We start from the raw sequence: 22,522 nt of genomic DNA, 5'->3' as shown, positions 1-22,522 counted from the left end.
GCCGGGATCACGACGAGAGGAAGGGTGGCAGAGGGTTGACTTCGACCGAGGGCCGGCCGGGCCTGGACGGCCCGCTGGAGGACGCGCTCGTGGGCACCCGCAGGTTCTTCACCCGCGCACGGGTGTCGCCCGACCTGCGGACGATGACCAAGAAGGGCGGGCGGCAGGCGGACGCGTTCTACCGGGACCGCTGGTCGCACGACAAGGTGGTGCGCTCCACGCACGGGGTGAACTGCACCGGATCGTGCTCGTGGAAGGTGTACGTCAAGGACGGCATCATCACCTGGGAGGCGCAGCAGACCGACTACCCGTCGGTGGGCCCGGACCGTCCGGAGTACGAGCCGCGGGGCTGCCCGAGGGGCGCGTCCTTCTCCTGGTACACCTACTCGCCGACCCGGGTGCGGTACCCGTACGTCCGGGGCGTCCTGCTGGAGATGTACCGCGAGGCCAGGGCCCGGACCGGTGATCCGGTCGAGGCGTGGCGCGCCGTCGTCTCCGACCCGGAGAAGGCCCGCGCCTACAAGGAGGCGCGGGGGCGGGGCGGCCTCGTGCGGGCCTCCTGGGACGAGGCGACCGAGATGATCGCCGCGGCGCACGTCCACACCATCAAGGAGTTCGGGCCGGACCGCGTCGCGGGGTTCTCCCCGATCCCGGCGATGTCCATGGTGTCGCACGCGTCGGGCGCCCGGTTCGTGTCGCTGGTCGGCGGGACGATGCTGTCGTTCTACGACTGGTACGCCGACCTCCCGGTGGCGTCCCCGCAGGTGTTCGGAGACCAGACCGACGTCCCGGAGTCGGGCGACTGGTGGGACGCCGGCTACCTGATCATGTGGGGCTCGAACCTGCCGGTGACGCGGACCCCGGACGCGCACTGGATGACCGAGGCCCGCTACCGGGGCCAGAAGGTCGTGGCGGTCTCCCCGGACTACGCCGACAACGTCAAGTTCGCCGACGAGTGGCTGGCCGCCCAGCCGGGGACGGACGGCGCCCTGGCGATGGCGATGGGGCACGTGATCCTCAAGGAGTTCTTCGTCGACCGGCAGGTGCCGTACTTCACCGACTACGTGAAGCGCTACAGCGACCTGCCGTTCCTGGTGCGCGTGGAGGAGCGCGACGGCGTCCACGTCCCGGGCAAGTTCCTCACCGCGGCCGACCTGCCGGGAGCCGAGGCGGAGTCGGAGAACGCGGCGTTCAAGACGGTGATCCTGGACGCGGTGACCGGGCATCCCCTCGTCCCGAACGGGTCGCTGGGCTTCCGCTACGGCGAGTCCGGCGAGGGCCGGTGGAACCTCGACCTGGGCGACGCGGACCCGCTGCTGTCGGTCGAGGGCGGGGACGCCGTCGAGGTGAGCCTGGCCCGCTTCGACGGCCTCGACGGCTCGCCGGGAACGCTCCGCAGAGGGGTGCCCGTCCGGACCGTCGGCGGTCACCTGGTCACGACGGTGTTCGACCTGCTGCTCGCCCAGTACGGGGTGGGACGGGACGGGCTGCCCGGGTCGTGGCCGTCCGGGTACGACGACGCCTCCGAGCCCGGCACCCCCGCTTGGCAGGAGGCCATCACCGGCGTCCCCGCGCAGGCGGCCGAGCGGATCGGGCGCGAGTACGCCGCCAACGCCGAGGAGTCCCGCGGCCGCTCGATGATCATCATGGGTGCCGGGACGAACCACTGGTTCCACTCCGACACGATCTACCGCACGTTCCTGGCGCTGACCACGCTGACCGGCGGGCAGGGCGTGAACGGCGGGGGATGGGCGCACTACGTCGGGCAGGAGAAGTGCCGCCCGGTGACCGGGTGGGCGCAGCTGGCGTTCGGACTGGACTGGTCCCGCCCGCCGCGGCAGATGATCGGCACCGCGTTCTGGTACCTGCACACCGACCAGTTCCGCTACGACCATTTCGACGCGGGCACCCTGTCCGCCGCGACCGGCGGCGGGCGGCTGGCCGGGCGCTCCACCGCCGACGTGATCGCGCAGGCGGCCCGGCTGGGCTGGATGCCGTCCTACCCGACGTTCGACCGCAACCCCCTCGACCTGGCCGACGAGGCGGAGGCGGCGGGCAAGGACGTCGCCGCCCACGTCGTGGACGAGTTGAAGGCCGGGCGGCTGGCGTTCGCCTGCCAGGACCCCGACGCCCCCGAGAACTTCCCCCGCGTCCTGTCGGTGTGGCGGTCGAACCTGCTCGGGTCGTCGGCCAAGGGCAACGAGTACTTCCTCAAGCACCTGCTCGGCGCCGGGTCGGCGGTGCGGGCGCAGGAGGCGCTCCCGGACGTCCGGCCCGAGGAGGTCGTCTGGCGGGACGAGGCGCCGGCCGGGAAGCTCGACCTGCTGCTGTCGCTGGACTTCCGGATGACCAGCACCACCGTCTACTCCGACATCGTGCTGCCGGCCGCGACCTGGTACGAGAAGCACGACCTGAACACCACCGACATGCATCCCTTCGTCCACTCGTTCAACCCGGCGATCGCGCCGCCGTGGCAGACCCGCAGCGACTGGCGGGCCTTCCAGGACATCGCCGCGCAGTTCAGCCGCCTCGCCGGGACGCACCTGGGCGTGCGCAGGGACGTCGTCGCGATGCCGCTGCTGCACGACACGCCGGACGAGATGGCCACCCCGCACGGGCGCGTCCTCGACTGGGCCAAGGGCGAATGCGAGCCCGTCCCCGGCGTGACGATGCCCAAGCTCGTGACGGTCGAGCGCGACTATCCGGCCGTCGCGGCGAAGATGACCGCGCTCGGCCCGCTGGCGGAGCGGCTCGGCGCGACGACGAAGGGTGTCACGTTCCAGCTGGAACGCGAGGTCGAGTACCTCAAGCACAAGAACGGCGTGGTGCGGGGCGGACCGGCCGACGGCCGCCCGTCGCTGCGGCGGGACGTGCACGCGTGCGAGACGATCCTGGCGCTGTCCGGCACCACGAACGGGCATCTGGCCACCCAGGGCTTCCGCACGGTCGAGAGACGCACCGGGCGGCGCCTCGCCGACCTGGCCGCCGAGCACGAGGGCAAGCAGATCACGTTCGCCGACACCCAGGCCCGCCCCGTCCCGGTCATCACGTCCCCGGAGTGGTCGGGGTCGGAGAGCGGCGGGCGCCGGTACTCGCCGTTCACGATCAACGTCGAGCGGCTCAAGCCGTGGCACACCCTCACCGGGCGGCAGCACTTCTACCTCGACCACGACTGGATGGCCGAGCTGGGCGAGCAGCTCCCGGCGTTCCGGCCGCCGCTGAACATGACCGCCCTGTTCGGCGAGCCCGAGCTCGGCGAGACGGGCGAGCTGGGGCTGACGGTCCGGTACCTCACCCCGCACAACAAGTGGTCGATCCACTCGGAGTACCAGGACAACCTGTTCATGCTGTCGCTGTCGCGCGGCGGCCCGGTGATCTGGATGAGCGGGCTGGACGCGGCGAAGATCGGCGTCCGCGACAACGACTGGATCGAGGCGGTCAACCGCAACGGCGTCGTCGTCGCCCGCGCGATCGTCTCGCACCGGATGCCCGAGGGCACCGTGTACATGTACCACGCGCAGGACAAGCTGATCGACGTCCCGCGGGCGGAGACCTCCGGGCGGCGCGGCGGCATCCACAACTCCCTGACCCGGCTGCTGATCAAGCCGAGCCATCTCATCGGCGGGTACGCGCAGCTGTCGTTCGCGTTCAACTACCTCGGCCCGACCGGGAACCAGCGCGACGAGGTCACCGTCATCCGCCGCCGGTCCCAGGAGGTGACCTACTGACATGCGCGTGATGGCCCAGATGTCGATGGTGATGAACCTCGACAAGTGCATCGGCTGCCACACCTGCTCGGTGACGTGCAAGCAGGCGTGGACGAACCGCAGCGGCGTCGAGTACGTGTGGTTCAACAACGTCGAGACGCGTCCCGGCCAGGGCTACCCGCGCCGGTACGAGGACCAGGAGCGCTGGCGCGGCGGCTGGACGCTGAACCGGCGCGGGCGGCTGGCGCTCAAGGGCGGCGGCCGGCTCCGCAAGCTTCTGACGATCTTCTCCAACCCCAAGCTGCCCGGGATCGACGACTACTACGAGCCCTGGACCTACGACTACGAGACCCTCACCGACGCGCCCCTCCAGGAGCACACCCCGGTCGCCCGGCCGAGGTCGCTGCTGTCCGGCCGGGACATGAAGGTGTCCTGGTCGGCGAACTGGGACGACGACCTCGGCGGGTCCGTCGAGCACGGCGACAAGGACGTCCTGCTCAAGGAGATCTCCGACAAGGTGAAGATGGAGTTCGACAAGACCTTCATGTTCTACCTGCCGCGGATCTGCGAGCACTGCCTCAACCCGAGCTGCGCGGCGTCCTGCCCGTCCGGCGCCATCTACAAGCGCACCGAGGACGGCATCGTCCTGGTCGACCAGGACCGCTGCCGCGGCTGGCGGATGTGCGTGTCGGGCTGCCCGTACAAGAAGGTGTACTTCAACCACCGGACCGGCAAGGCCGAGAAGTGCACGTTCTGCTTCCCGCGCATCGAGGTCGGCATCCCGACCGTCTGCTCAGAGACCTGTGTGGGGCGCCTCCGCTACATCGGGCTGATCCTCTACGACGCCGACAAGGTCCTGGAGGCGGCGTCCACCCCCGACGACACCGACCTGTACGAGGCGCAGCGGCAGGTGTTCCTCGACCCCCACGACCCGCGGGTCATCGCCGCCGCCGAGCGCGAGGGCATCCCGGCCGACTGGATCGAGGCCGCCCAGCGGTCCCCGATCCACGCCCTCATCAACACCTACAAGGTCGCGCTGCCGCTGCATCCGGAGTACCGGACGATGCCGATGGTCTGGTACATCCCGCCGCTGTCCCCGGTCGTGGACGTCGTCCGCGACACCGGCCACGACGCCGAGAGCGCCGGGAACCTGTTCGCCGCGATCGACGCGCTGCGCATCCCCGTCGAGTACCTCGCCGAGCTGTTCACCGCCGGCGACACCGCCCCCGTCGACGCCGTCCTGCGGCGGCTGGCCGCGATGCGGTCCTACATGCGCGACATCAACCTCGGCCGTGAGCCCGACGAGTCCATCCCGGACGGCGTCGGGATGTCCGGCGAGGCGATGTACGACATGTACCGGCTGCTCGCGCTCGCGAAGTACGACGAGCGGTACGTGATCCCGCCCGCGCACGCCGAACAGGCCCACGGCCTGGAGGAGCTGGCCACCGAGTGCGCCCTGGACTACGAGGGCGGGCCCGGGATGGGCGGCGCCGGGACGGGCGGCGGCTCCGGCCCCTTCGGCGAGGCGTCCGGCGGCGCCAACCCGATCGCGGTCGAGAACTTCCACATGCTGCGGGAGCGGCAGACGTCCGACAACCCGGTCGACCCGGCCGACAAGCACACCCGCGTCAACCTGCTCAACTGGGACGGCAAGGGCGCCCCCGCCGGCCTGTTCCCCGCCCGCGGGCCCGAGAACCCGCCCGCCGACTCCGGCGACGCCGAAACGGAGCCCAAGCCGTGAGACCCCGACCCGCGAAGACCTCCGACGCCCAGCTGGCCGCGGCCTGGCAGGTCGCGTCCCTCCTGCTCGGCTACCCCGACGAGCAACTGCTCGCCCGCCGCCCGCTGCTCCGCCGGGCCGTGGCGGGCCTGCCCGCGCCCGTCGCCGAGCCGCTGGGCCGCGTCCTGGACCACCTGGACGCGACCGCGCCGCAGGACCTGGCCGCCGACTACGTCGCCACGTTCGACCACCGCAAACGGTGCTGCCTCTACCTGACGTACTACGCCTACGGCGACACCCGGAAACGCGGCATGGCCCTGCTCCGCTTCAAGCAGGCCTACGACGCGGCCGGGCTCGTCCTGGACGGCGGCGAACTGCCCGACCACCTCGCCGTCGTCCTCGAATTCGCCGCGACCGGCGACCTCGTCCAAGGGCGCCGGCTGCTGCTCGAACACCGTGCGGGGCTGGAGCTGTTGCGGCTGTCCCTCACCGAGTCCGGATCGCCGTGGGCGCCCGTCCTGGACGCGATCGCCGCGACCCTGCCCCCGCTGACCGGCCGCACCGAGGAGGCCGTCGCCCGCCTCATCGCCGAAGGCCCGCCCGAGGAGGAGGTCGGACTCGCCCCCTACGGGGCGGACGCGACCGCCATGGGCCCCGTCCTCCTGCCCGATCCCGTCGTTGGAGCCCGCTCATGACCGGCAGTGTCGGCGCCCTGGCCGCCGAAAACGGAGGCGATCCCGGTGTTGGAGGCATCCTTCTCTGGGTCGTCCTGCCCTACGTCACCCTCGCGGTGTTCGTCCTCGGGCACGTCTGGCGGTACCGCTACGACAAGTTCGGCTGGACGACCCGCTCGTCCCAGCTCTACGAACGGCGCCTGCTGCGCATCGGCAGCCCGCTCTTCCACTTCGGCATCCTCGTCGTGCTGCTCGGCCACGTCGGCGGGCTGGTCATCCCCGACGGCTGGACCGAGGCCGCCGGGATCACCGAGCACATGTACCACGTCGTCGCCGTGGTGCTCGGCACCATCGCCGGGTTCTGCACGCTCGCCGGGCTCGCGATCCTGATCTATCGGCGCCGCACCGTGGGACCCGTCTTCTCCGCCACGACCCGCAACGACAAGCTGATGTACGCGGTGCTCGCGCTGACCATCGTCCTCGGCCTGGCCGCCACCGTCGCGGCGAACATCGTCGGCGGCGGCTACAACTACCGCGAGACGGTCTCCCCGTGGTTCCGGTCGATCTTCTACTTCCAGCCGGACCCCGACCTGATGACCGGCGTCCCCATCCTGTTCCAGCTCCACGCCCTCAGCGCCCTGGCCCTCTTCTGCGTCTGGCCCTTCACCCGGCTCGTCCACATGCTGACCGCGCCGCTCGGCTACCTGACCCGCCCCTACATCGTCTACCGGAGCCGCGACGAGCAGCTCGGCCTGCACCGCCCGCGCCGCGGCTGGGAGCAGGCCCGCTGACCGGCCCCGAGGACTCTCCGGAGCGAACCGGAAAAATTCCCTCCATTTAACTTGCGCGTTCGGGGCGGCCGTGGCACGGTTAAGTGGAGGGAATTACACCGCTTAGTGCCGCGCCCGATATGGAGCGATCATGACTTCCGCCGACCTGCCGCCCCGCCTCGCGCGGATGAGCCGCGTGCCCGCCCGCCTGCTCTCCTGGGGCGTCCCGATGGGACCCCTCCGCCTTCTGCGCACCACCGGCAGGCGCAGCGGCCTGCTCCGCACCGCCCCCGTCGCCCTGCTGAAGTTCGACGGCCGGGAATGGCTCGTGTCGCCGTTCGGCGACACCCACTGGGTCCACAACGTCCGTGCCGACGGCCGGGCCGAAGTCGGACGAGGACGCCGCTTCCGGCGGGTGCGCCTCACCGAGGTCACCGGCGGCCGCGAGCAGGCCGTCCTGCGCGCCTACCGCCGCAAGTTCGGCATCGTCCCCTTCGTCCGCGACACCTTCGACGCCCGCCCGGACGCTCCCCGCCCGGTCTTTCTGATCGACCCGCCGTCGTAGCGCGTCCCACCGTCGGCACAGAACCCCTGCGGTCGTCGGAGCGCGGTCGTCGGGAGCGGGTAACGATGCCTGCGCCCCGGTGCTCGGCCCCTACGCCGGAAAGCTCGGTGAGGTCGCCACCAACGACCAGGCGTCCTTCCTGCCGCGGAGCGCCGAATCCACGCGGGTCATCGACGCGCAGCGCGCGTTCAGCCGCGAGGAGACACTGCCGCTGATCGTGGTCTGGACCGCCGAGGGCGGCGGTGGCCCGGTCCGCGAGGAGCAGCGGGACGACGCCTCGCGTGCGCTCGCCTCGCTGGCGGGCGGGCCGGGAATCGCGGGGCAGCCGTCCCCGGCGATCGCGTCCCGCGACGGCAAGGCGCTGCAGGGGGTCGTCCAGCTTCGGCCGAGCCTCGGCGACGAGTCGCCCTCCACGCTCGACGACGTGCGGCGGGCCACCGCCCAGGTGCCCGGAACCACCGCTCAACTGGCGGGACCGGCCGCGTCCCAGGCCGACCTGTCCGAGGCGTTCTCCGGAGTCGACGGCCGGGTGCGGATCGAGGTGACGCTGTGCGCCGCGGCCGACGGCGACGCGGCGAAGGCCACCGTGCGCAACCTCCGCGACGCCGTGCACGCCGTCCCGGCTCCGGCGCCCTCGTGGGCGGTTACACGGCCCAGCAGTACGACACGCAGGAGACCGCCGAACACGACCGCGAGATCATTGTTCCGGTCGTGCTGGCGATCATCGTGGTCATCCTCATCGGGCTGCTCCGCTCCCTGCCGGTGCCCGCCGTCCTGGTGGCCACGGTCGCGCTGAACTTCGCCGCGACCCTGGGCGTCTCCGCCCTCGTCTTCGAGCACCTCTTCGGTTTCACCGGGACCGACGCGTCGGTGCCGTTGTACGGATTCGTGTTCCTGGTGGCCCTCGGCGTCATCCCCCTGGCCTTCCTCGTCCAGATCGCCTTCATCGTCTCCTTCGGCGTCCTTCTGGACACCCTCGTCGTGCGCTCGCTGCTGGTGCCCGCCCTCGTCCGCGACGCGGGGCCCCGGATCTGGTGGCCCAGCTCGCTGAGCCGGCACCCCGACCTTTCCGATCCACCCGACCCACCGCGCCGACGCGTCCCGGGAGCTACTCCCTGGGCGCGTCGGCGCGGTGGAAGACCTTGTTGGCGATCCGCCATTCGCCGTCCAGCCGGAGCAGCACGAAACTGTCGGTGAACACGCTGGCGCCGTGGCTCAGCGTCATCGTCGCGGTCGCGACCGTGCCGTGCCATCGGACGTGGTCGATGCGCCGCCGGCGGGTGGCCTCGTCCTCCGCGGGACGGCCCGTGAACACCTTGCAGTACTCGTCGAGCGTCCAGGACACGAGCCGGCCGTCACGCAGACCCTCGATGTGCGCGGTGGGCCAGAAGGCCAGGCGGTGATGGTCCGCCTGCCCGGTGGCGTGGCCGGCGACGTAACGCTGGAGGGGCAGGAGGACGTCCGGCGGGGCGCTGACGCTCGGCGCGAGCGACAGGCCGTGCGGCCGTTCGGTCCCGGGGGCGACGGTGAACGCCGCGATGTCGTCGTCCGCGGCGACCGAGCCCGCGTCGAGCGCGCCCTGCACCTGCTCATACAGCTCCGCGGCCGAAGGTGCGGTGCCGGCGAGCAGCGCGAGGTCTTTGGTCAGTGCCGCGGCGGTGAAATCGCCGTCATCGAACGACTCCTTTTCCAGCCGCTCCCGCTTGGCCCGAACCATCCCGCCGAGCGGTGTGCGCTCAAGCACCGACCAGGACCGCTCCTCGGGAAGCCCGAGCTCGCCGGCGAACGCCCTGCCGGCGCGCAGTGCCAGGAGCGTGTCGCCGAGTGCGCCGTTGGCCAGCAGCTTTGCCGCCGCGGCTTCGGCGGGGGAGGAGAGCACCATCGTCTCGCCGAGCGCCCTGAGCACCGGCGTGGCGGCGCCGGGCTCCGCGCCACCGCTGAGGATCGTGAGCGTGCCCGCGGCGACCGCGGGCAGCGAGCCGATGACCGGCGCATGGACATAGTCGGCGCCGGAGTCCCGGACCGCCTTGGCGAGTGCCTCGGCCTCACGGGGCGACACCGTGCTCGTGTTCACCACCACCGCGCCGTCCGGCAGCCGCCCGCGTACCTGGTCGATGACGCTGGAGCACGCATCGCCGTCGAACAGGCACAGCAGTACGACGGACGCGCGGCCGACCGCGGCGCCGGGATCGGACACGGTCGTGATGCCCTGCACTTCGCGCCCGGAGCGGGTCCAGCCGACGACGGAGCATCCCTGGCGGACGAGGCGGGCCGCGATGGCGGTGCCCATCCGGCCGAGGCCGAGGACGGCGATGTCTGGTGTGTCCGCAGAACTCATGCGCCGATCCTCCAGGGCGGACGAGTCCCGCAACAAGCGCAGGTTTCTCCTACCTCCCATGCGAGGCGCGCATGCCTTCGCGGCCGTCCACGTTCCGTCCACGTAATGCCCAACGGCCCTTGGCAGCCTTGGCGGATGGACGTCGAGTTCGCCTTGCTGGGGCCGTTCGAGATGCGGGCGGGTGGGCGGGACGTGCCCATGGGCGGCCCGAAGCACCGCTCCCTTCTCGCCGCCCTCCTGCTGCGGGCGGGCCGGCCGGTGCCGGTGGAGGACCTGGTCGAGGTGATCTGGGGTGACGAGCCGCCCGGCAACCCGCGCCGCGTCGTCCAGCTGTACGTCACCCGGCTGCGGCAGACGCTCGCCCCTTTCGTCTCAGGCGCCGTCATCACCACCTCGGTCGACGGTTACCGCCTCCGCGTCGCGCCGGGGCAGACGGACGTGATGCGCTTCCAGGACCGGCTGAGCACGGCCGAGCGCGCGGCCGCCGAGGACGATCTCGACGCGGAGTCGGAGGCGCTCGGGCGCGCGCTCGCGCTGTGGCGCGGCGAACCGCTGGCCGGTGTGCCCTCCGACCGGCTGCAGCGCGAGGTCGCACCCCAACTGCGCGAGCAGCGGATGCGGACGCTGGAACGACGCTTCGATGTAGAGCTGCGCCGCGGGGTGCATCGCGAGATCGTCGGCGAGCTGTTCGCCCTGACGGCACAGCACCCGCTCCGGGAAAAGCTGTGGGCACAACTGATCACGGCCTTGCACGCCAGTGGCAGGCGCAACGACGCTCTGGACGCCTACCACACGGTGCGGCGGAACCTCACCGACGAGCTCGGGCTGGACCCGGGGGAGGATCTCCAGGCCCTGCACGCCTTCGTCCTCGACGGCCGCCCCGGGGCGACTTCCTCCACGATGTTCCCGCCGGTGCCGAGGCAGCTTCCTCCGGGCGTTTCCGGCTTCACCGGTCGCCGTAGGGAGCTGTCCATCCTCGACACCCTCCTTGAGGATCGGCATCAGGACGCCTCCGCGACGCGGATCTGCGTGATCTCCGGTACCGCGGGCATCGGCAAGACCGCCCTCGCCGGCCACTGGGCGCACCGCGTCGCCGACCGGTTCCCGGACGGCCAGCTATGGATGGACCTCCACGGCCACGACCCGGAGAGACGCCTTTCCCCCGGGCAGGCCCTCAGGAGAATCATCCGGGCGCTCGGCACACCCGTCGAGCACGTTCCCCTGGATGTGGACGAGCAGGTCGACCTGTACCGCTCGCTCATGGACGGCCGGCGCACGCTGGTGGTCCTGGACGACGCGGAAAGCGCCGCGCAGGTACGGCCGCTGCTCCCCGGCGCGAGGGGCAGCCTCGTCGTGGTCACCAGCCGGGAACCCCTCACCGGCTTGATCGCCGCCGAGGGAGCGCGCCCGCTCGTCCTGGCCCCGCTCAGTCCAGGCGAGGCCCGCTCCCTGCTGACCGCGCGGCTCGGTCCCGGCTGGGCCGCGACCGAGCCCGCCGCGGTGGACAAGATCATCGATCTGTGCGCCAGGTCGCCGCTGGCGCTCACGGTCGCGGCGGCCCACGCCGCGCTCGGTGGAGACGCCTGCCTCGACGGTGTCGCGACGGCGCTGCGAGCCGGACGCGGGCCCCTCGACCGCGGCCCGCACCGGACGCCGAGGGTCACCGATGCCCACCGGTGGCGAAGATGAAGCAGATCCGGCGCCCGCGCAGTCCGGCCGCACGCCCTGGAACGAGCCCCTTCACAAGCGGCCGTGGGCGCCGCCCTTTGCTCGTGAAACCGATCTGAAGCCGCCGGATGCTCTGATGGACATCCGGCCGGCACGTCCGCCGCATGGCGCGGAGCCGGGGGCGCCGGCGTTCGCCTCGGACCGAAGGCCCGAAGTGGGTCAAGGAGGGTGGAAGGCAATGCTCACGAAGATCGAAAGGCTCGGCGACCGGCTGCTCAGCCTGGTGGTCCCGCACGCGAACGCGTCCGCCGAATGCACGTGCGCCTACGTCGGGGACTGCGACATCAGCCGCCTCAGGTGGTTCTGCTGCCGATACACCCCGGCGGGCCAGAGCTGCTACTACGAGTGCAACTACCGCAACCCCTGCTGACCACGGCGCCACGAAGGGATCCGTTCGATGATGCCCGCCACCGCCGCGCTGGCTGTCCTGGCACTCGCGGTCAGCCTGCTGGACCTGGTTCTCACGCTCGGCGTGATCCGGCGGCTCCGCGAGCACACCGAGCTGATCTCGAACGTGTCGTCCGGGGGACGGCGGCCCTACGCGATCCTCGACGAGGGGGAGACCGCCGGGTCGTTCGAGGCCGTCGCCACCACCGGTGAGCCGGTGTCCCGGGACCTGCTGTCCGGCCGGACCCTGGTCGGCGCCTTCACGCCGCGCTGCCCCGCCTGCGAGGAGAAGCTGCCCGCCTTCCTCGACTCCGCGCGGACGTTTCCCGGTGGACGCGACCAGGTGATCGCCGTCGTCGTGGGGCCGGAGGACGAGGCGGAGACCTACCGCGAGCGGCTGGAGCCGGTCGCCCGGGTCGTCGTCGAGCCGCCGGCGACCGGTGCGGTCGGCACGGCGCTGGCGCTGGGGTCCTTCCCCGCGTTCGGCGTCCTCGACCAGTCCGGAACGGTGGTCGGCAGCGGCGTGCAGCCGGACGGGGCGCCCGCCGGCGCCTCGCCCGCCGGCACCGGCGTGTGACCGTCGCTCATGGGCGACAGTCTGGGCGGGGCCAGGACGGGGCCCAGGGCCGGTGCCGCCAGGATCGGGCACGCGCTGGCCCTGGCCTGGCGCGCCGGCCGGTACCAGATTCTCGGCTACGGGACGCTGGAGCTGATGGCGGCGGTCGTGCCGGTCGCGGTGGCGTGGCTGACCAAGCTCGCGCTGGACGCGATCGTGGGACCCTCCGCCGGTGACCCGGGTCTGGCCTGGATGGGCGGCGGGCTCCTGGCCGCCGGGGTGCTGGCCGCCGTGCTGCCGCATCTGTCCCGTTACCTCCGGCAGGAGCTCGAACGCCGGATCGGCCTGACCGCCCAGGACCGGCTCTTCGCGGCGGCCGAGCGGCTCCCCGGTCTGGCCAGGTTCGAGGACCCGGTGTTCCTGGACCGGCTGGCGCTGGCCCAGGGCGCCGGCGGCAGCACGCCCGGCATGGTGGTGTTCGGCGTGCTGGCCGTCTGCCGCGGCGCGATCACCATCGTCGGGTTCCTCGGCTCGCTGCTGCTGATCAGCCCGTGGCTGGCGGTGGCGGTGACGCTCGCGGCCGTCCCCGCGCTCGCCGCCGAACTGCGCCTGTCCCGGCTCCGCGCGGCGATGATGTGGCGGATCACCCCGATGGAGCGGCGGGAGATCTTCTTCCAGCGGATGCTGTGCAGCGCGCAGGCGGCCAAGGAGCTGCGCCTGTTCGGGACCGCCCGCCATTTCCGCGGGCTGATGACGGCCCAGCGGCGGGAGGCCAACGTGGAGCGGCGCCGGATGGACCGGCGCGACCTGCTCACCCAGTCCGGCCTCGGGGTGCTGGCCGCCGGGATCGCCGGGACCTGCCTGCTGTGGGCGCTGTTCACCGCCCGATCCGGGGGCTTCACGGCGGGCGACGTCCCGCTGCTCATCGCCTCCGTCGCGGGCGTCCAGGCCGCCGCGGCGTCCCTGGTGAGCGAGGTGACACAGGCCGACCACAAGCTGGTGCTCTTCGACCACTACCTCACCATCACCGCGGGCGGGCCGGACCTGCCGGTGCCGACCGAGCCGCAGGCGGCACCGCCGCTGCGGCGCGGTATCGAGCTGCGCGGGGTGTGGTTCCGCTACACGCCGGAGCATCCCTGGGCGCTGCGCGACCTGAATCTCACGATCCCGCACGGCCGGTCGGTGGGCCTGGTGGGCCGCAACGGTGCTGGGAAGAGCACGCTGGTCAAGCTGCTGTGCCGGTTCTACGACCCCGACCGCGGCGCGATCCTGTGGGACGGGGTGGACCTGCGCGACATGGACCCGGCCGAACTGCGGTCACGGATCGGGGCGGTGTTCCAGGACTACATGGAGTACGACCTGACCGCGGCCGACAACATCGGGCTCGGCGACCTCCGCGACCGGGACCGCGACCGCGTGCAGGCCGCCGCACGACAGGCCGGAGTGGACGACGTCCTGGCCGCTCTGCCCAACGGCTACGACACGCTGCTGTCACGCCTGTTCTCGGCCAAACCCGGAGATGACGACCCCGACGTCGGGGTTCCCCTGTCCGGGGGACAGTGGCAGCGGCTGGCGCTGGCCCGCGCCTTCCTGCGCGACCAGCGGGACCTGCTGATCCTCGACGAGCCCAGCTCCGGCCTGGACGCCGAGGCCGAGCACGAGATCCACACACGGCTGCGCGAGCACCGCGCGGGCCGGACCAGCGTGCTGATCTCCCACCGGCTCGCGGCCGTCCGCGACGCCGACCTGCTCGTCGTCCTCGACCAGGGACGGATCGTGGAACAGGGCACCCACACCGAGCTGATGGCGGAGGACGGGAAGTACGCCCGCCTGTTCACGCTGCAGGCCGACGGCTACCAGCCGGACCACCCGGTCGTGGACGTGCCGGCACCATGACCTGGATCGCCCTCGCCGCCGCGGCCGCGCTCGCCGGGACCGCCGCGCTCATCGCCTGGCTGCGCCGCCGCTACGTCGTCATCGACGTGGACGGCCCGAGCATGCGGCCCACGCTCCACGAGGGCGACCGCGTTCTGGTGCGGCGCCGTCCGCTGGGCCACGTCCGGGCCGGCGACATCGTCGTCGTCAAGAAGGCCGCACGCCACCGGGCGGCCCGCCGCCCCGGCATCGCCGCGCTCGCCCGGCCGAGGGTCTCCGGGCGTCTCTCCCGCCACAGGTGGGTGATCAAGCGGGCGGCCGGGGTGCCCGGAGATCCGGTGCCGGCGGCGATGGCCGCGACGGTCTCGGTCGCCGCCGACGTCACCGTGCCGGACGGGCGGCTGCTCGTCCTGGGCGACAACCCCGACCGCAGCCTCGACTCCCGCCACTACGGCTACCTTTCCGGCGACGGCGTGCTCGGCGTCGTCGTCCGCCGGCTGGAGCCCCGGGGGAAGGAGCCCGTCCATCACCGAGCCGCCGGCCGCCGTGTCAGCCGCCCTTCCCGCGGCATCCGAGGGCGATGAGGCTGGCGTGGACGTCCGCGGCCTTGACCTCGCCCTCGTAGGCCAGGCCGAGGTCGTGGAGAATGGTCAGAGCGCGCTCCCAGTGGTGGCAGGCGCGGTCTCGGTCACCGAGCGCGTGGTGTGCGCGGGCCAAGCCGTCGTGGGCGCGGGCCTGCTGTCCTTGCTGGTGGAGGTTCCGCGTCATTTCGAGGGCCCGCTCGTGCAGGTTGAGCGCCTGGCCGGACCGGCCGGTCGCGAGGCATGTGTTGCCGAGACCGTAGAGCGCCTCGAACTCGTAACTGCGTACTCCGATGTCCCCGGCGAGGTCGAGGGCTCGTTCGTAGTACCCGGTGGCGCGGTCGAATTGCTCCCGGAACCGGTAGGTGTGGCCGAGTCCGCACAGCGCCTGGACCTCTCCGGAGCGATGGCCGATCTCGTCGGCGATGTCGAGCGCCTGCTCGTAGCGGTCGATGGCGCCGTCGTACTCCGCTCGCACCCTGTGGGCGTGGCCGAGCCCGCACAGTGCCTGGAGTTCCCCGCCGCGGTCGCCGATCTCGCGGGCGATGCGGAGCCCTCGGCTGAAACAGCGGGTCGTCTCCTCGTGCCGTCCCGTCTGGTAGTGCAGCAGCCCGAGCGTGCAGAGGACCTGGAGTTCGCCCCTGCGGTCGCCGATCTCACCGGCGAGCCGGAGGGCCTGCCCGAGGATGTCGGTGGCCGGTCTGTTCCGGCCGGCCAGGTAGCGGCTGCGGCCGAGACCGCGCAGCGCGGCGAGTTCGCCGCCGCGGTCGCCGATCTCGCGGGCGAGGGCGAGGGCACGCTCGTGGCCTTCGGTCGCCGCCGCCAGCCGGATGGTCGCCTGGTACGCGTCGGCAAGGCCGATCGTCGCCCACATCTCGCCCGCGCGATCACCGGTCTGGAGAGCGGCGTCACGGGCCCGCTCGTGCAGGGTTTCGGCGTGCGAGAAGTGCCCCCGGGTGTGCAGGTTTCGGCGTGCGAGAAGTGCCCCCGGGTGTGCAGGTGGAGCTGGAGCGTCCGGGACAGGCCGAGGACGTGGCCGGGCGCGTCGTGGTCCGCGGCGTGTTCGGCGGCTGCGAGCAGGTTGGCGAGCTCGGCGTCGAGCCAGGCCGCGGCCTGGGGCGGTGTGGCCGGCCTTGGAGCGGATCCGACCGCCGGTGCGGCATCGCGCCGCTGCGGAGTCCGGGGTGCGTAGAGCACGTCCACCGCCAGGGAGGCGGTCCGCGTGTAGTGGTCGAGCAGGCGGGCGAGCGCGTCCTGGCGGTCCGGCTCGCGTTCCTCTTCCCGCGCGATCCGCATGGCGTGGAGGCGGACGAGGTCATGGAACGTGTACCGGCCGGGGGCGGTCTCGTTGAGGAGCTGGGCCTCCAGCAGATCGTCGAGCGCCTCCTCGGCGCGCTCCCGGGGCATGCCGGTCAGGGCCGCGGCCGCGTCCGTGCCGAAGGCGGCACCGGGATGCAGGCCGAGGAGCCGGTAGGCACGCCGATGCCGGGCGGTGAGGTGACGGTACGACATGTCGAGGGCGGCGCCCATGCTTCGCTGCCCGGCGTGGAGTTCGGCCAGGCGCCTGTCGTGGTCGCCCAGCCGCTCGATGAGCTGTTCGGCAGTCCAGGCCGGGTGCGCGCGCAGGCGGGCGGCCGCGATGCGGATGGCCAGGGGCAGCCGCCCGCACATGTCCACGATCTCGCTCACCAGGGGCGACCGGGCGGTCAGATCGTCCCGTCTGACGGCGCGGGCGAACAGGTCGGCCGCCTCGGAGAGGGACAGGACGCCGACCGACATCAGATGCGCGTCGTCGAGACCGGCCAGGCGGTGCCGGCTGGTGATCAGCGTCAGGCATCCGGGCGTACCGGGCAGCAACGGCCGTACCTGGACGTCGTCGGCGGCGTTGTCCAGCAGGAGCAGCACCCGCCGTCCGGCCAGGGTGGAGCGCAGCATCGCGGAGCGGTCCTCCAGATGGGCCGGAATCCACTCGCCCGGCACCCCCAGGGCGCGCAGCATCCGTTCGAGCGCACCGGCCGGATCGAGCGGGGCGACGCCGGGGGTGAAGCCGTGGAGGTCGAGGAAGAGCTGACCGTCCGGGTAGTGAGCGGCGAGACGCTGCGCGGCCTGCACCGCGAGGGCGGTCTTGCCGATCCCGGCCATCCCGTCGATCGAACCGATCACGACCGTCCCGGCGTCCGGCAGACCGGTGAGTTCGGTCAGCTCGCCGGCGCGGCCCGTGAAGACCGGGGAAGCCGCGGGCAGCTGACGCGGCGTCAGGCCGGATCTCGCCGATCCGGCCGGGCCATGGGGCGCCGTCCGCGGGGCGGGATCCAGTTTGGACCAGGGGGGAGGCGCCGGCCGGTCCAGGGAGGGGTCGTTGCGCAGGATGCCGAGGTGGAGCCGCTGCAACTGGTCGCCGGGGTCGACCCCGAGCTCGTCGCTCAGCCGCCGCCTGACCTCCTGGTAGAGGGTGATCGCATCGGCGGTCCGCCCGCTGCGATGCAAGGCGAGGATGAGCTGTGCCGCCAGATGCTCCCGGAACGGATGGCGGTCGACCAGCTCCGTCAGCTCGGCGACGATCTCGGCGTCCTCGCCGCAGGCCAGCGAGGCGTCGTACATCTCCTCCAGCGTGGTCAGCCGGAGCTCGGTGAGTCGGCCGACGGTCGCGGCGATGGAATGGCTGGGAGGCACGTCGGCGAACGGGGCACCGCGCCACAGCCGGTGCGCCCGCCGGAGCGTGGCGAGACGATGCTCGACCCGCCGCGTCCGCTCGTCCTCCCGGGCGTCCGCGACGAGCTTCTCGAAGACGTGCAGGTCGAGTTCTTCGTCGTGCACTTTCAGGAAGTAGCCCGGCTTCCGGGTGATGATCCGCTCGGCCGCCGCCCGCCCGGCCTCGCCGGCCCGCAGCGTCCGCCGGATCCGGGAGACGTGACCGCGCACCAGCGCCCGTGCCTGCGCGGGCGGCCGGTGCGGCCAGAGTTCGTCGACGAGCTGGTCCACGCCGACCAGGTCGTTGGCGTGCACCAGCAGGACGGCCAGCACGGTGCGGTCCTGCGGGGCGCCCAGCGGCAGGGACGTGCCGTGGTCGCCGACGACGAGCGGTCCGAGAACGCCGAATCGCACGTGCACCTCCGGCGAGAACGGTCTTCGCCATTCTGCCCGCGACGCACCGCCTTCCAGCGCTCTCCGGGCAAGCGTCCCCTCGATGCCCGGTCAGTGTCCGCAGTGCGCCCCTTCTCACCCGGTGGCGCCGGGATCGGCGGCCCTTTCGCCGGACGGGCCGGCGGCCAGGCCGGCGAACGGCAGGGGGCAGTCCTCTTCGGCGGCGCAGGCGACCAGGTCATCGCATCCGGCCTCCAGGGCCTGGCGCAGCGTGCCCGCGATGACCCGCAGGTCGCCGATCTTGGCTTCGACCTCGGCGAGCTTGCTCCGGGCGCGGCTCTGCAGCCCCGCGTCGGCCCGCCGGTGCCGGTGCGTGCCGGCCTCCAGCAGCTCGGCGACCTCGTCCAGGGTGAAGCCCAGCCGCTGCGCGGTCTTGATCACGCGCAGCAGCGTCACCGCCTCGGCCGGGTACAGCCGGTGCCCGCCCGGGCTGCGGTCCGGCTCGCGCAGCAGGCCGCGCCGCTCGTAGTAGCGCAGCGTCTGCGGGCCGATCCCGGCGGCGGCCGCGACCTGCCCGCTGCGCAGCCGGCCGTCCGGCTCCACGGCGGGACCGGTCATGGCCGTGCCTCCGGGGAGGCCGCGCTCATCCGGGTGGCGCGGCTGGTCAGCGCGTCCAGCACCCCGGAGTGCCGATCGCCGGCACTGACGTCGAGGGTCAGCTCGCCGCCGGTCGCGGTGAGGGTGAAGGTGAAGAAGGAGCAGCAGCCGGTCTCCCGCGCGGCCAGCTCGGCCGCCCGCCCGGCCACCTCGGGCCCCGGGCGCAGCACCAGCCGGACCCGGCCCGGTCCGTCCGGCCGCACCTCCCGCACCGCCTCGGTGAACAGCGCGTCGAACTCGGCCACCCGCAGTGGCCGCTCGGCCGTCGGCAGGGTGCACGCCTGCGGCGCCCACCCCTGGTCGTCCTGCCCGGCCGGTACCTGGTGGAGTTCCATGTCTTCGACGGTAAACCCGTACCTCGGTACCGGATGCAACCCTTCGACGCCGACCGGGTCGTCGCGCTGTGCCGGCGACGCGGACGAGACCAGGTGGCCGAGGTCGGCCCTCCGGAGCTGGTGCGCACGACCCGGGACCGCTTATTCTGCGAATCCTTCCGCGTCCGCTGATCTTGATCCGCTTCCTTTCTTCCCTCGACGATCCCGGAGGGCATCGTGGCGATCGGCGCGTTGGTCATCTATCTGTTCTGGGCCGGGCTCGCGTTCGGGCTGCGCACCTGGGTGCAGTGGCGCCGCACCGGCGACACCGGCTTCCGCGGCGGCGGCCTGGCCAAGGGCAGCACGCAGTGGTGGGCCCGGGTGCTGTTCACCGCCGCCCTGCTCATCGGCGCCGCGGGCCCCATCGCCGCGCTGGCCGGGCTGCCCGCCGTCGGCTTCCTCGACCATCCCGCCGTCCAGGTGGCCGGTGCCGTGCTGGCCGTCGCGGGCCTCGCGGGCACTCTCGCCGCGCAGGCCTCGATGGGCTCCTCCTGGCGGATCGGAGTGCAGGAGGACGAGCGCACCGAACTGGTCACCGCGGGCGCGTTCGCGCTGGCCCGGAATCCCATCTTCACCACGATGGCCGTCACCGCGGCCGGGCTGGCGGGCATGGTCCCCAACGCCGTGACGCTGTTCGGCCTGGTGCTGACCATCGTGGCCGTCCAGATGCAGGTCCGCGCCGTCGAAGAGCCGTACCTGCTGAGAGCCCACGGCGACGCCTACGCCGCCTACGCCGCGCGGGTCGGCCGGTTCCTGCCCGGCATCGGCCGCCTCGCCCCGGACACACATCGGTGACGCCCCCTCGGGCGGCGATCCCACTCGAGGAATCGGGCGGTGAGAAACGGTATGCCGATTCAGCCGTCTGGTGGCGGGGTACTGAAGATCGGGGCCACTGCCGTCGAATTCCAGGAGTTCGTTGTGCTGATCCTCACCGGTGCGGCCGCCGCCGCGATCCGCAACCTGTCGTCGCAGTCGGGGCTGGCGCGCGACGGCGGGATGCGCATCGCACCGGGGCACGATGACCCCTCGCTTCTCACCATGGCCGTCACCGACCGCCCCGCGTCCACCGACGAGGTGATGGAGATCGACGGAACCCGGCTGTTCCTTGAGCCGACCACCACCGCGGCCCTCCGGGGCAAGGTGCTCGACGCGCGGATCGGCGAGCACGGTCACGTCGTCTTCGTCATCAACGCGCCCTCGCGCTGACCGGCGCGGCGGCCGTCATGATCGTGACCGGGCGCTCTCCCGGTCGTTCGCCTTCTGGATGGCCTTCACGAGCTCCTTCTTCGACATCGTCGAGCGGCCGGAGACGTCCAGCTTCTTCGCGACGTCGTACAGGTGCTTCTTGGAGGCGTTGGCGTCGACACCGCCCGCGGTCTCGCGCGACGTCCCCACGCCGCCCTCGGCCTGCTTGTCGGACGGGCCCTTCGCGCCCTTCTCCTTGGGCTCCCAGTGGTCGCCGACCTTCTCGTGAGTGTGCTTGAGCGCCGCGTACGCGACCCGGTGGGCCCGCTGCCCTTCGCCGTACTCCTCGACGGCCGAGTCGTGCGCCTTGGCGAAGGTGCGCTGTGCCTTGGCGTCCGACCGTTTGATGGTGTCGGGAAGCTCGCTCTTCTTGGCCTCTCCCTTGCGGGTGCTCTTCGGCATCCTTCTGACTCCTCCGTCGCTGCGGATTCTTGGGCGCCTGCGTACCCGTTGCACACCGATATCCACATGTCACCGGTTCTGTGCCGCTCAATGGACGGGTGAAGCCGGCGGCGCGGGCTGGACGGTGTGCCGGGCGGGGCGCCACGTGGCGACCAGGGCGGCCGCGAGAAGAAGCTCGGCGATGTCGCCGCCGTAGTACATGAGCTCGGCGCCGCCGCGGACCTGGGCGATGGGCGCGTGGACGCCGATGAGGAACCCGCCGTACATGAGCTGGGAGATGGTGGCGTGCGCGGCGACGGCCACGCCGAGGACCACCAGCCGGACCGGGACGCCGGGACGGCTGGGGGCCGGGTCGGGGCCTGCGATGACCCAGGCGAACAGGAAGCCCGAGGCCAGGAAATGGACGTGCAGTGCATCGTGCTGTGTGTTCCATGGTGGCGTTGTAGACGGGCGTGAAGTACACCGCCGCCAGGGTTCCGACAGTGAGCGCCAGCGCGGTCACCGGAGGGGGCAGGACCCGCAGGACTCTGCTGCGCAGGGCCCGGGTCAGTCGCCGGGCGTGGACCGCGGGGACGGCGCCCCCAGGACGACCGTGATCGGGGCGCCCAGGACCAGGAACAGCGGCGCGTACATGCCGATGATCAGATGCTGGAGCATGTGACCGCGGAAGTCGCGGCCGGCGAAGGCGTCCACGGGCGGCGACACGGCGACCGCGAGCAAAGCGCAGCCGACCAGGAAGAATCCGGCGCGCACCAGGCCCGGTCCCCGGACCGGATTGCGGCGGCGATCAGCACGCCGCCCAGCAGCAGGAATCCTACGTCCCACCAGATCCGGTGAGGGCCCTCGCGGACGTGGTGGATTCCCAGGATCTGGTGGTCGATCGTTGGTGGGTGACCCGGGAGTACAGGACGGCGAGTCCGGTCAGTACCGACAGCCAGCAGACGACATGGAAGATCCCGTCCCACACCGTGTTCATCTCCAGCCCCGACACGGTGTGCGGGGAGTAGAACTTCAGGATTCCGTCGACGAATCCGCCGAGCCCTACTCCCAGCACGATGTCCGGCGATCGCAGGCTCGCCGGCAGGTGCCTTCGGTCGTCTTTCGCGAGATCGCGGTCATCCGTCCTCGTTTCGAATTCATGGCGGCGCGGCGCCCGTGCGACCATCGGCCGCGTCGATGGCGGGTGAGCGCTTGGAGGCTGGGCGCGGCCGTCCAAGCGGCGGTCGGTCGGTGTCGTTAGAGCTGGATGTGGCCGGGTAGCCGTAGCGCGACGGCCGGGCCGACCGGCGACTAAAGCGACAGTGGGGGGGCGGATGACCACGCCAGAGGAGAACGCGCCGAAGACCGAGGACACCGATCGGGTGATGAATTCCGACCGGGACCCTGATCAGAACTCCGAGCCGCGTCCCGACGTGCGGACCGAGCTGGGCGCCGAGCTTGAAGACAAGATGGCGGAGAAGGGACTGTCGCGAGACGACTTCACCGAGTCCTGAGCCGATTCTGATCGAGGGGCGCCCCCGTTAGGTGCGGCGCGTCGTCCAGAGGCATCTCGTGGGTGGCGAGGTGGCGCGTGCTCAGTTCTCCCTTGGCGATGCGTTCCAACAGCTTGGGGATGTAGCGCTCCCCGTGCATCTGGGCGCCGCGCAGGGCGTAGATCGCCTCGCGGACGGCGGTCGGCCGGTCGGTCTGCATCCGGAGCTGGTGTTCGACCTGGTCGTAGACGTGCTCTTCGCCAACCGCTCGGGGAACATGGCCTGGGTGATGCCCGGGTTGTGTTGGAGTTGTCGCACAGCGACCGCAGGTCGTTGGCGCAGTACCAGCACCGCCCGCAGCCGCGCATCGCGGGGATGTACCCGCCG

Annotated in this window: 22 protein-coding genes and 3 pseudogenes; 15 read left to right on the top strand and 10 right to left on the bottom strand. The window is 72.2% G+C overall.

Annotated features, from left to right (window positions below; genetic code table 11):
- Positions 1–35: 35 nt before the first annotated feature.
- From K8Z49_RS15420 to K8Z49_RS15390, 7 genes are all read left to right on the top strand, one after another.
- Positions 36–3,728, top strand: coding sequence for a nitrate reductase subunit alpha (locus tag K8Z49_RS15420; RefSeq protein ID WP_412519344.1), 3,693 nt, complete (start codon positions 36–38; stop codon positions 3,726–3,728).
- Position 3,729: 1 nt separating this feature from the next.
- On the top strand, positions 3,730–5,448 hold the full coding sequence (narH, locus tag K8Z49_RS15415; protein WP_021593475.1) for a nitrate reductase subunit beta: 1,719 nt from the start codon (positions 3,730–3,732) through the stop codon (positions 5,446–5,448).
- Positions 5,445–6,122 (top strand): nitrate reductase molybdenum cofactor assembly chaperone, encoded by a 678-nt coding sequence (gene narJ, locus K8Z49_RS15410; RefSeq protein WP_412519342.1) that lies wholly within the window; start codon positions 5,445–5,447, stop codon positions 6,120–6,122. The genes narH and narJ overlap by 4 nt, the downstream gene beginning before the upstream one ends.
- Positions 6,119–6,892: a respiratory nitrate reductase subunit gamma gene (gene narI, locus K8Z49_RS15405; protein ID WP_111829665.1), complete on the top strand. Its 774-nt coding sequence runs from the start codon at positions 6,119–6,121 to the stop codon at positions 6,890–6,892. The genes narJ and narI overlap by 4 nt, the downstream gene beginning before the upstream one ends.
- A 130-nt stretch (positions 6,893–7,022) precedes the next feature.
- Complete coding sequence (locus K8Z49_RS15400) at positions 7,023–7,436, top strand: nitroreductase family deazaflavin-dependent oxidoreductase (protein ID WP_021593472.1); 414 nt, start codon at positions 7,023–7,025, stop codon at positions 7,434–7,436.
- A 79-nt stretch (positions 7,437–7,515) separates the two neighbouring features.
- Entirely contained in the window at positions 7,516–8,232 is a 717-nt protein-coding gene (locus tag K8Z49_RS15395) for an MMPL family transporter (RefSeq protein WP_412519339.1), read from the top strand.
- A complete protein-coding gene (locus K8Z49_RS15390) occupies positions 8,148–8,633 on the top strand; it encodes an MMPL family transporter (RefSeq protein ID WP_412519337.1) in 486 nt (161 codons plus the stop codon). The genes K8Z49_RS15395 and K8Z49_RS15390 overlap by 85 nt, the downstream gene beginning before the upstream one ends.
- Here the strand turns inward: K8Z49_RS15390 and K8Z49_RS15385 are convergent.
- Entirely contained in the window at positions 8,545–9,774 is a 1,230-nt protein-coding gene (locus tag K8Z49_RS15385) for a nuclear transport factor 2 family protein (RefSeq protein WP_412519335.1), read from the bottom strand. The genes K8Z49_RS15390 and K8Z49_RS15385 overlap by 89 nt on opposite strands.
- 135 nt (positions 9,775–9,909) lie before the next feature.
- Here K8Z49_RS15385 and K8Z49_RS15380 point away from each other — a divergent pair, with 135 nt between their 5' ends.
- The 5 genes from K8Z49_RS15380 to K8Z49_RS15360 all read left to right on the top strand — a co-directional run bounded on the left by K8Z49_RS15380 (position 9,910) and on the right by K8Z49_RS15360 (position 14,904).
- Positions 9,910–11,463, top strand: a complete 1,554-nt coding sequence (locus K8Z49_RS15380; protein WP_412519333.1) for a BTAD domain-containing putative transcriptional regulator — start codon at positions 9,910–9,912, stop codon at positions 11,461–11,463.
- Positions 11,464–11,680: 217 nt separating this feature from the next.
- A complete protein-coding gene (locus K8Z49_RS15375; RefSeq protein WP_412519331.1) occupies positions 11,681–11,872 on the top strand; it encodes a hypothetical protein in 192 nt (63 codons plus the stop codon).
- A gap of 27 nt (positions 11,873–11,899) precedes the next feature.
- Positions 11,900–12,466 carry a hypothetical protein gene (locus tag K8Z49_RS15370; RefSeq protein WP_412519329.1) on the top strand — a complete coding sequence of 189 codons (567 nt, stop codon included), beginning with the start codon at positions 11,900–11,902 and terminating at the stop codon, positions 12,464–12,466.
- 9 nt (positions 12,467–12,475) lie between these two features.
- Positions 12,476–14,341, top strand: a complete 1,866-nt coding sequence (locus tag K8Z49_RS15365; RefSeq protein ID WP_083597973.1) for an ABC transporter ATP-binding protein — start codon at positions 12,476–12,478, stop codon at positions 14,339–14,341.
- On the top strand, positions 14,338–14,904 hold the full coding sequence (locus K8Z49_RS15360; RefSeq protein WP_412519326.1) for a S26 family signal peptidase: 567 nt from the start codon (positions 14,338–14,340) through the stop codon (positions 14,902–14,904). Before K8Z49_RS15365 ends, K8Z49_RS15360 begins: the two co-directional genes overlap by 4 nt.
- On the opposite strand, the gene K8Z49_RS15355 is transcribed toward K8Z49_RS15360, so the two are convergent.
- The 4 genes and pseudogenes from K8Z49_RS15355 to K8Z49_RS15340 form a co-directional block, all read right to left on the bottom strand.
- On the bottom strand, positions 14,870–15,775 hold the full coding sequence (locus K8Z49_RS15355) for a tetratricopeptide repeat protein (RefSeq protein ID WP_412521077.1): 906 nt from the start codon (positions 15,773–15,775) through the stop codon (positions 14,870–14,872). The two genes, K8Z49_RS15360 and K8Z49_RS15355, sit on opposite strands and share 35 nt — an antisense overlap.
- A gap of 641 nt (positions 15,776–16,416) precedes the next feature.
- A pseudogene (locus K8Z49_RS15350) lies at positions 16,417–18,006 on the bottom strand (BTAD domain-containing putative transcriptional regulator); the annotation flags it as partial.
- A gap of 114 nt (positions 18,007–18,120) precedes the next feature.
- Complete coding sequence (locus K8Z49_RS15345) at positions 18,121–18,603, bottom strand: MerR family transcriptional regulator (RefSeq protein WP_075022665.1); 483 nt, start codon at positions 18,601–18,603, stop codon at positions 18,121–18,123.
- The gene (locus K8Z49_RS15340) at positions 18,600–18,977 is read right to left on the bottom strand and encodes a hypothetical protein (protein ID WP_021593461.1); all 378 of its coding nucleotides are present in this window, start codon (positions 18,975–18,977) and stop codon (positions 18,600–18,602) included. Before K8Z49_RS15340 ends, K8Z49_RS15345 begins: the two co-directional genes overlap by 4 nt.
- A gap of 216 nt (positions 18,978–19,193) precedes the next feature.
- Here K8Z49_RS15340 and K8Z49_RS15335 point away from each other — a divergent pair, with 216 nt between their 5' ends.
- Entirely contained in the window at positions 19,194–19,811 is a 618-nt protein-coding gene (locus K8Z49_RS15335; RefSeq protein ID WP_021593460.1) for a methyltransferase family protein, read from the top strand.
- Between the two features lie 123 nt (positions 19,812–19,934).
- Positions 19,935–20,222 (top strand): hypothetical protein, encoded by a 288-nt coding sequence (locus K8Z49_RS15330; RefSeq protein ID WP_021593459.1) that lies wholly within the window; start codon positions 19,935–19,937, stop codon positions 20,220–20,222.
- A 15-nt stretch (positions 20,223–20,237) separates the two neighbouring features.
- On the opposite strand, the gene K8Z49_RS15325 is transcribed toward K8Z49_RS15330, so the two are convergent.
- The 4 genes and pseudogenes from K8Z49_RS15325 to K8Z49_RS15310 form a co-directional block, all read right to left on the bottom strand.
- Positions 20,238–20,663: a ChaB family protein gene (locus K8Z49_RS15325; protein ID WP_021593458.1), complete on the bottom strand. Its 426-nt coding sequence runs from the start codon at positions 20,661–20,663 to the stop codon at positions 20,238–20,240.
- 87 nt (positions 20,664–20,750) lie between these two features.
- Positions 20,751–21,186: pseudogene (locus K8Z49_RS15320) on the bottom strand (cytochrome c oxidase assembly protein).
- 23 nt (positions 21,187–21,209) lie between these two features.
- A complete protein-coding gene (locus tag K8Z49_RS15315) occupies positions 21,210–21,416 on the bottom strand; it encodes a cytochrome c oxidase assembly protein (protein WP_412519323.1) in 207 nt (68 codons plus the stop codon).
- An 83-nt stretch (positions 21,417–21,499) separates the two neighbouring features.
- Positions 21,500–21,828: pseudogene (locus K8Z49_RS15310) on the bottom strand (DUF2243 domain-containing protein); the annotation flags it as partial.
- 148 nt (positions 21,829–21,976) lie between these two features.
- On the opposite strand from K8Z49_RS15310, the gene K8Z49_RS15305 reads away from it, so the two are divergent.
- Entirely contained in the window at positions 21,977–22,156 is a 180-nt protein-coding gene (locus K8Z49_RS15305) for a hypothetical protein (RefSeq protein WP_021593454.1), read from the top strand.
- Here K8Z49_RS15305 and K8Z49_RS15300 read toward each other — a convergent pair.
- Positions 22,143–22,355: a hypothetical protein gene (locus K8Z49_RS15300; RefSeq protein WP_412519321.1), complete on the bottom strand. Its 213-nt coding sequence runs from the start codon at positions 22,353–22,355 to the stop codon at positions 22,143–22,145. The two genes, K8Z49_RS15305 and K8Z49_RS15300, sit on opposite strands and share 14 nt — an antisense overlap.
- Positions 22,356–22,522: the final 167 nt, after the last annotated feature.

The organism is Actinomadura madurae (genome assembly GCF_047130825.1).
Lineage (GTDB): Bacteria > Actinomycetota > Actinomycetes > Streptosporangiales > Streptosporangiaceae > Spirillospora > Spirillospora madurae.
The sequence above is the reverse complement of the archived record's forward strand: the minus strand, read 5'-3'. Positions and strand labels throughout refer to the sequence as shown.

What these genes read in the sequence shown, in the direction of transcription:
- K8Z49_RS15345 (WP_075022665.1), bottom strand. Translation starts at nt 18,603, where the DNA reads ATGACCGGTCCCGCCGTGGAGCCGGACGGCCGGCTGCGCAGCGGGCAG.
- K8Z49_RS15400 (WP_021593472.1), top strand. Translation starts at nt 7,023, where the DNA reads ATGACTTCCGCCGACCTGCCGCCCCGCCTCGCGCGGATGAGCCGCGTG.
- K8Z49_RS15360 (WP_412519326.1), top strand. Translation starts at nt 14,338, where the DNA reads ATGACCTGGATCGCCCTCGCCGCCGCGGCCGCGCTCGCCGGGACCGCC.
- K8Z49_RS15365 (WP_083597973.1), top strand. Translation starts at nt 12,476, where the DNA reads ATGGGCGACAGTCTGGGCGGGGCCAGGACGGGGCCCAGGGCCGGTGCC.
- K8Z49_RS15370 (WP_412519329.1), top strand. Translation starts at nt 11,900, where the DNA reads ATGATGCCCGCCACCGCCGCGCTGGCTGTCCTGGCACTCGCGGTCAGC.
- K8Z49_RS15300 (WP_412519321.1), bottom strand. Translation starts at nt 22,355, where the DNA reads ATGCAGACCGACCGGCCGACCGCCGTCCGCGAGGCGATCTACGCCCTG.
- narI (WP_111829665.1), top strand. Translation starts at nt 6,119, where the DNA reads ATGACCGGCAGTGTCGGCGCCCTGGCCGCCGAAAACGGAGGCGATCCC.
- K8Z49_RS15375 (WP_412519331.1), top strand. Translation starts at nt 11,681, where the DNA reads ATGCTCACGAAGATCGAAAGGCTCGGCGACCGGCTGCTCAGCCTGGTG.
- K8Z49_RS15325 (WP_021593458.1), bottom strand. Translation starts at nt 20,663, where the DNA reads ATGCCGAAGAGCACCCGCAAGGGAGAGGCCAAGAAGAGCGAGCTTCCC.
- K8Z49_RS15385 (WP_412519335.1), bottom strand. Translation starts at nt 9,774, where the DNA reads ATGAGTTCTGCGGACACACCAGACATCGCCGTCCTCGGCCTCGGCCGG.
- K8Z49_RS15380 (WP_412519333.1), top strand. Translation starts at nt 9,910, where the DNA reads ATGGACGTCGAGTTCGCCTTGCTGGGGCCGTTCGAGATGCGGGCGGGT.
- K8Z49_RS15355 (WP_412521077.1), bottom strand. Translation starts at nt 15,775, where the DNA reads ATGTGGGCGACGATCGGCCTTGCCGACGCGTACCAGGCGACCATCCGG.
- K8Z49_RS15305 (WP_021593454.1), top strand. Translation starts at nt 21,977, where the DNA reads ATGACCACGCCAGAGGAGAACGCGCCGAAGACCGAGGACACCGATCGG.
- narH (WP_021593475.1), top strand. Translation starts at nt 3,730, where the DNA reads ATGCGCGTGATGGCCCAGATGTCGATGGTGATGAACCTCGACAAGTGC.
- K8Z49_RS15340 (WP_021593461.1), bottom strand. Translation starts at nt 18,977, where the DNA reads ATGGAACTCCACCAGGTACCGGCCGGGCAGGACGACCAGGGGTGGGCG.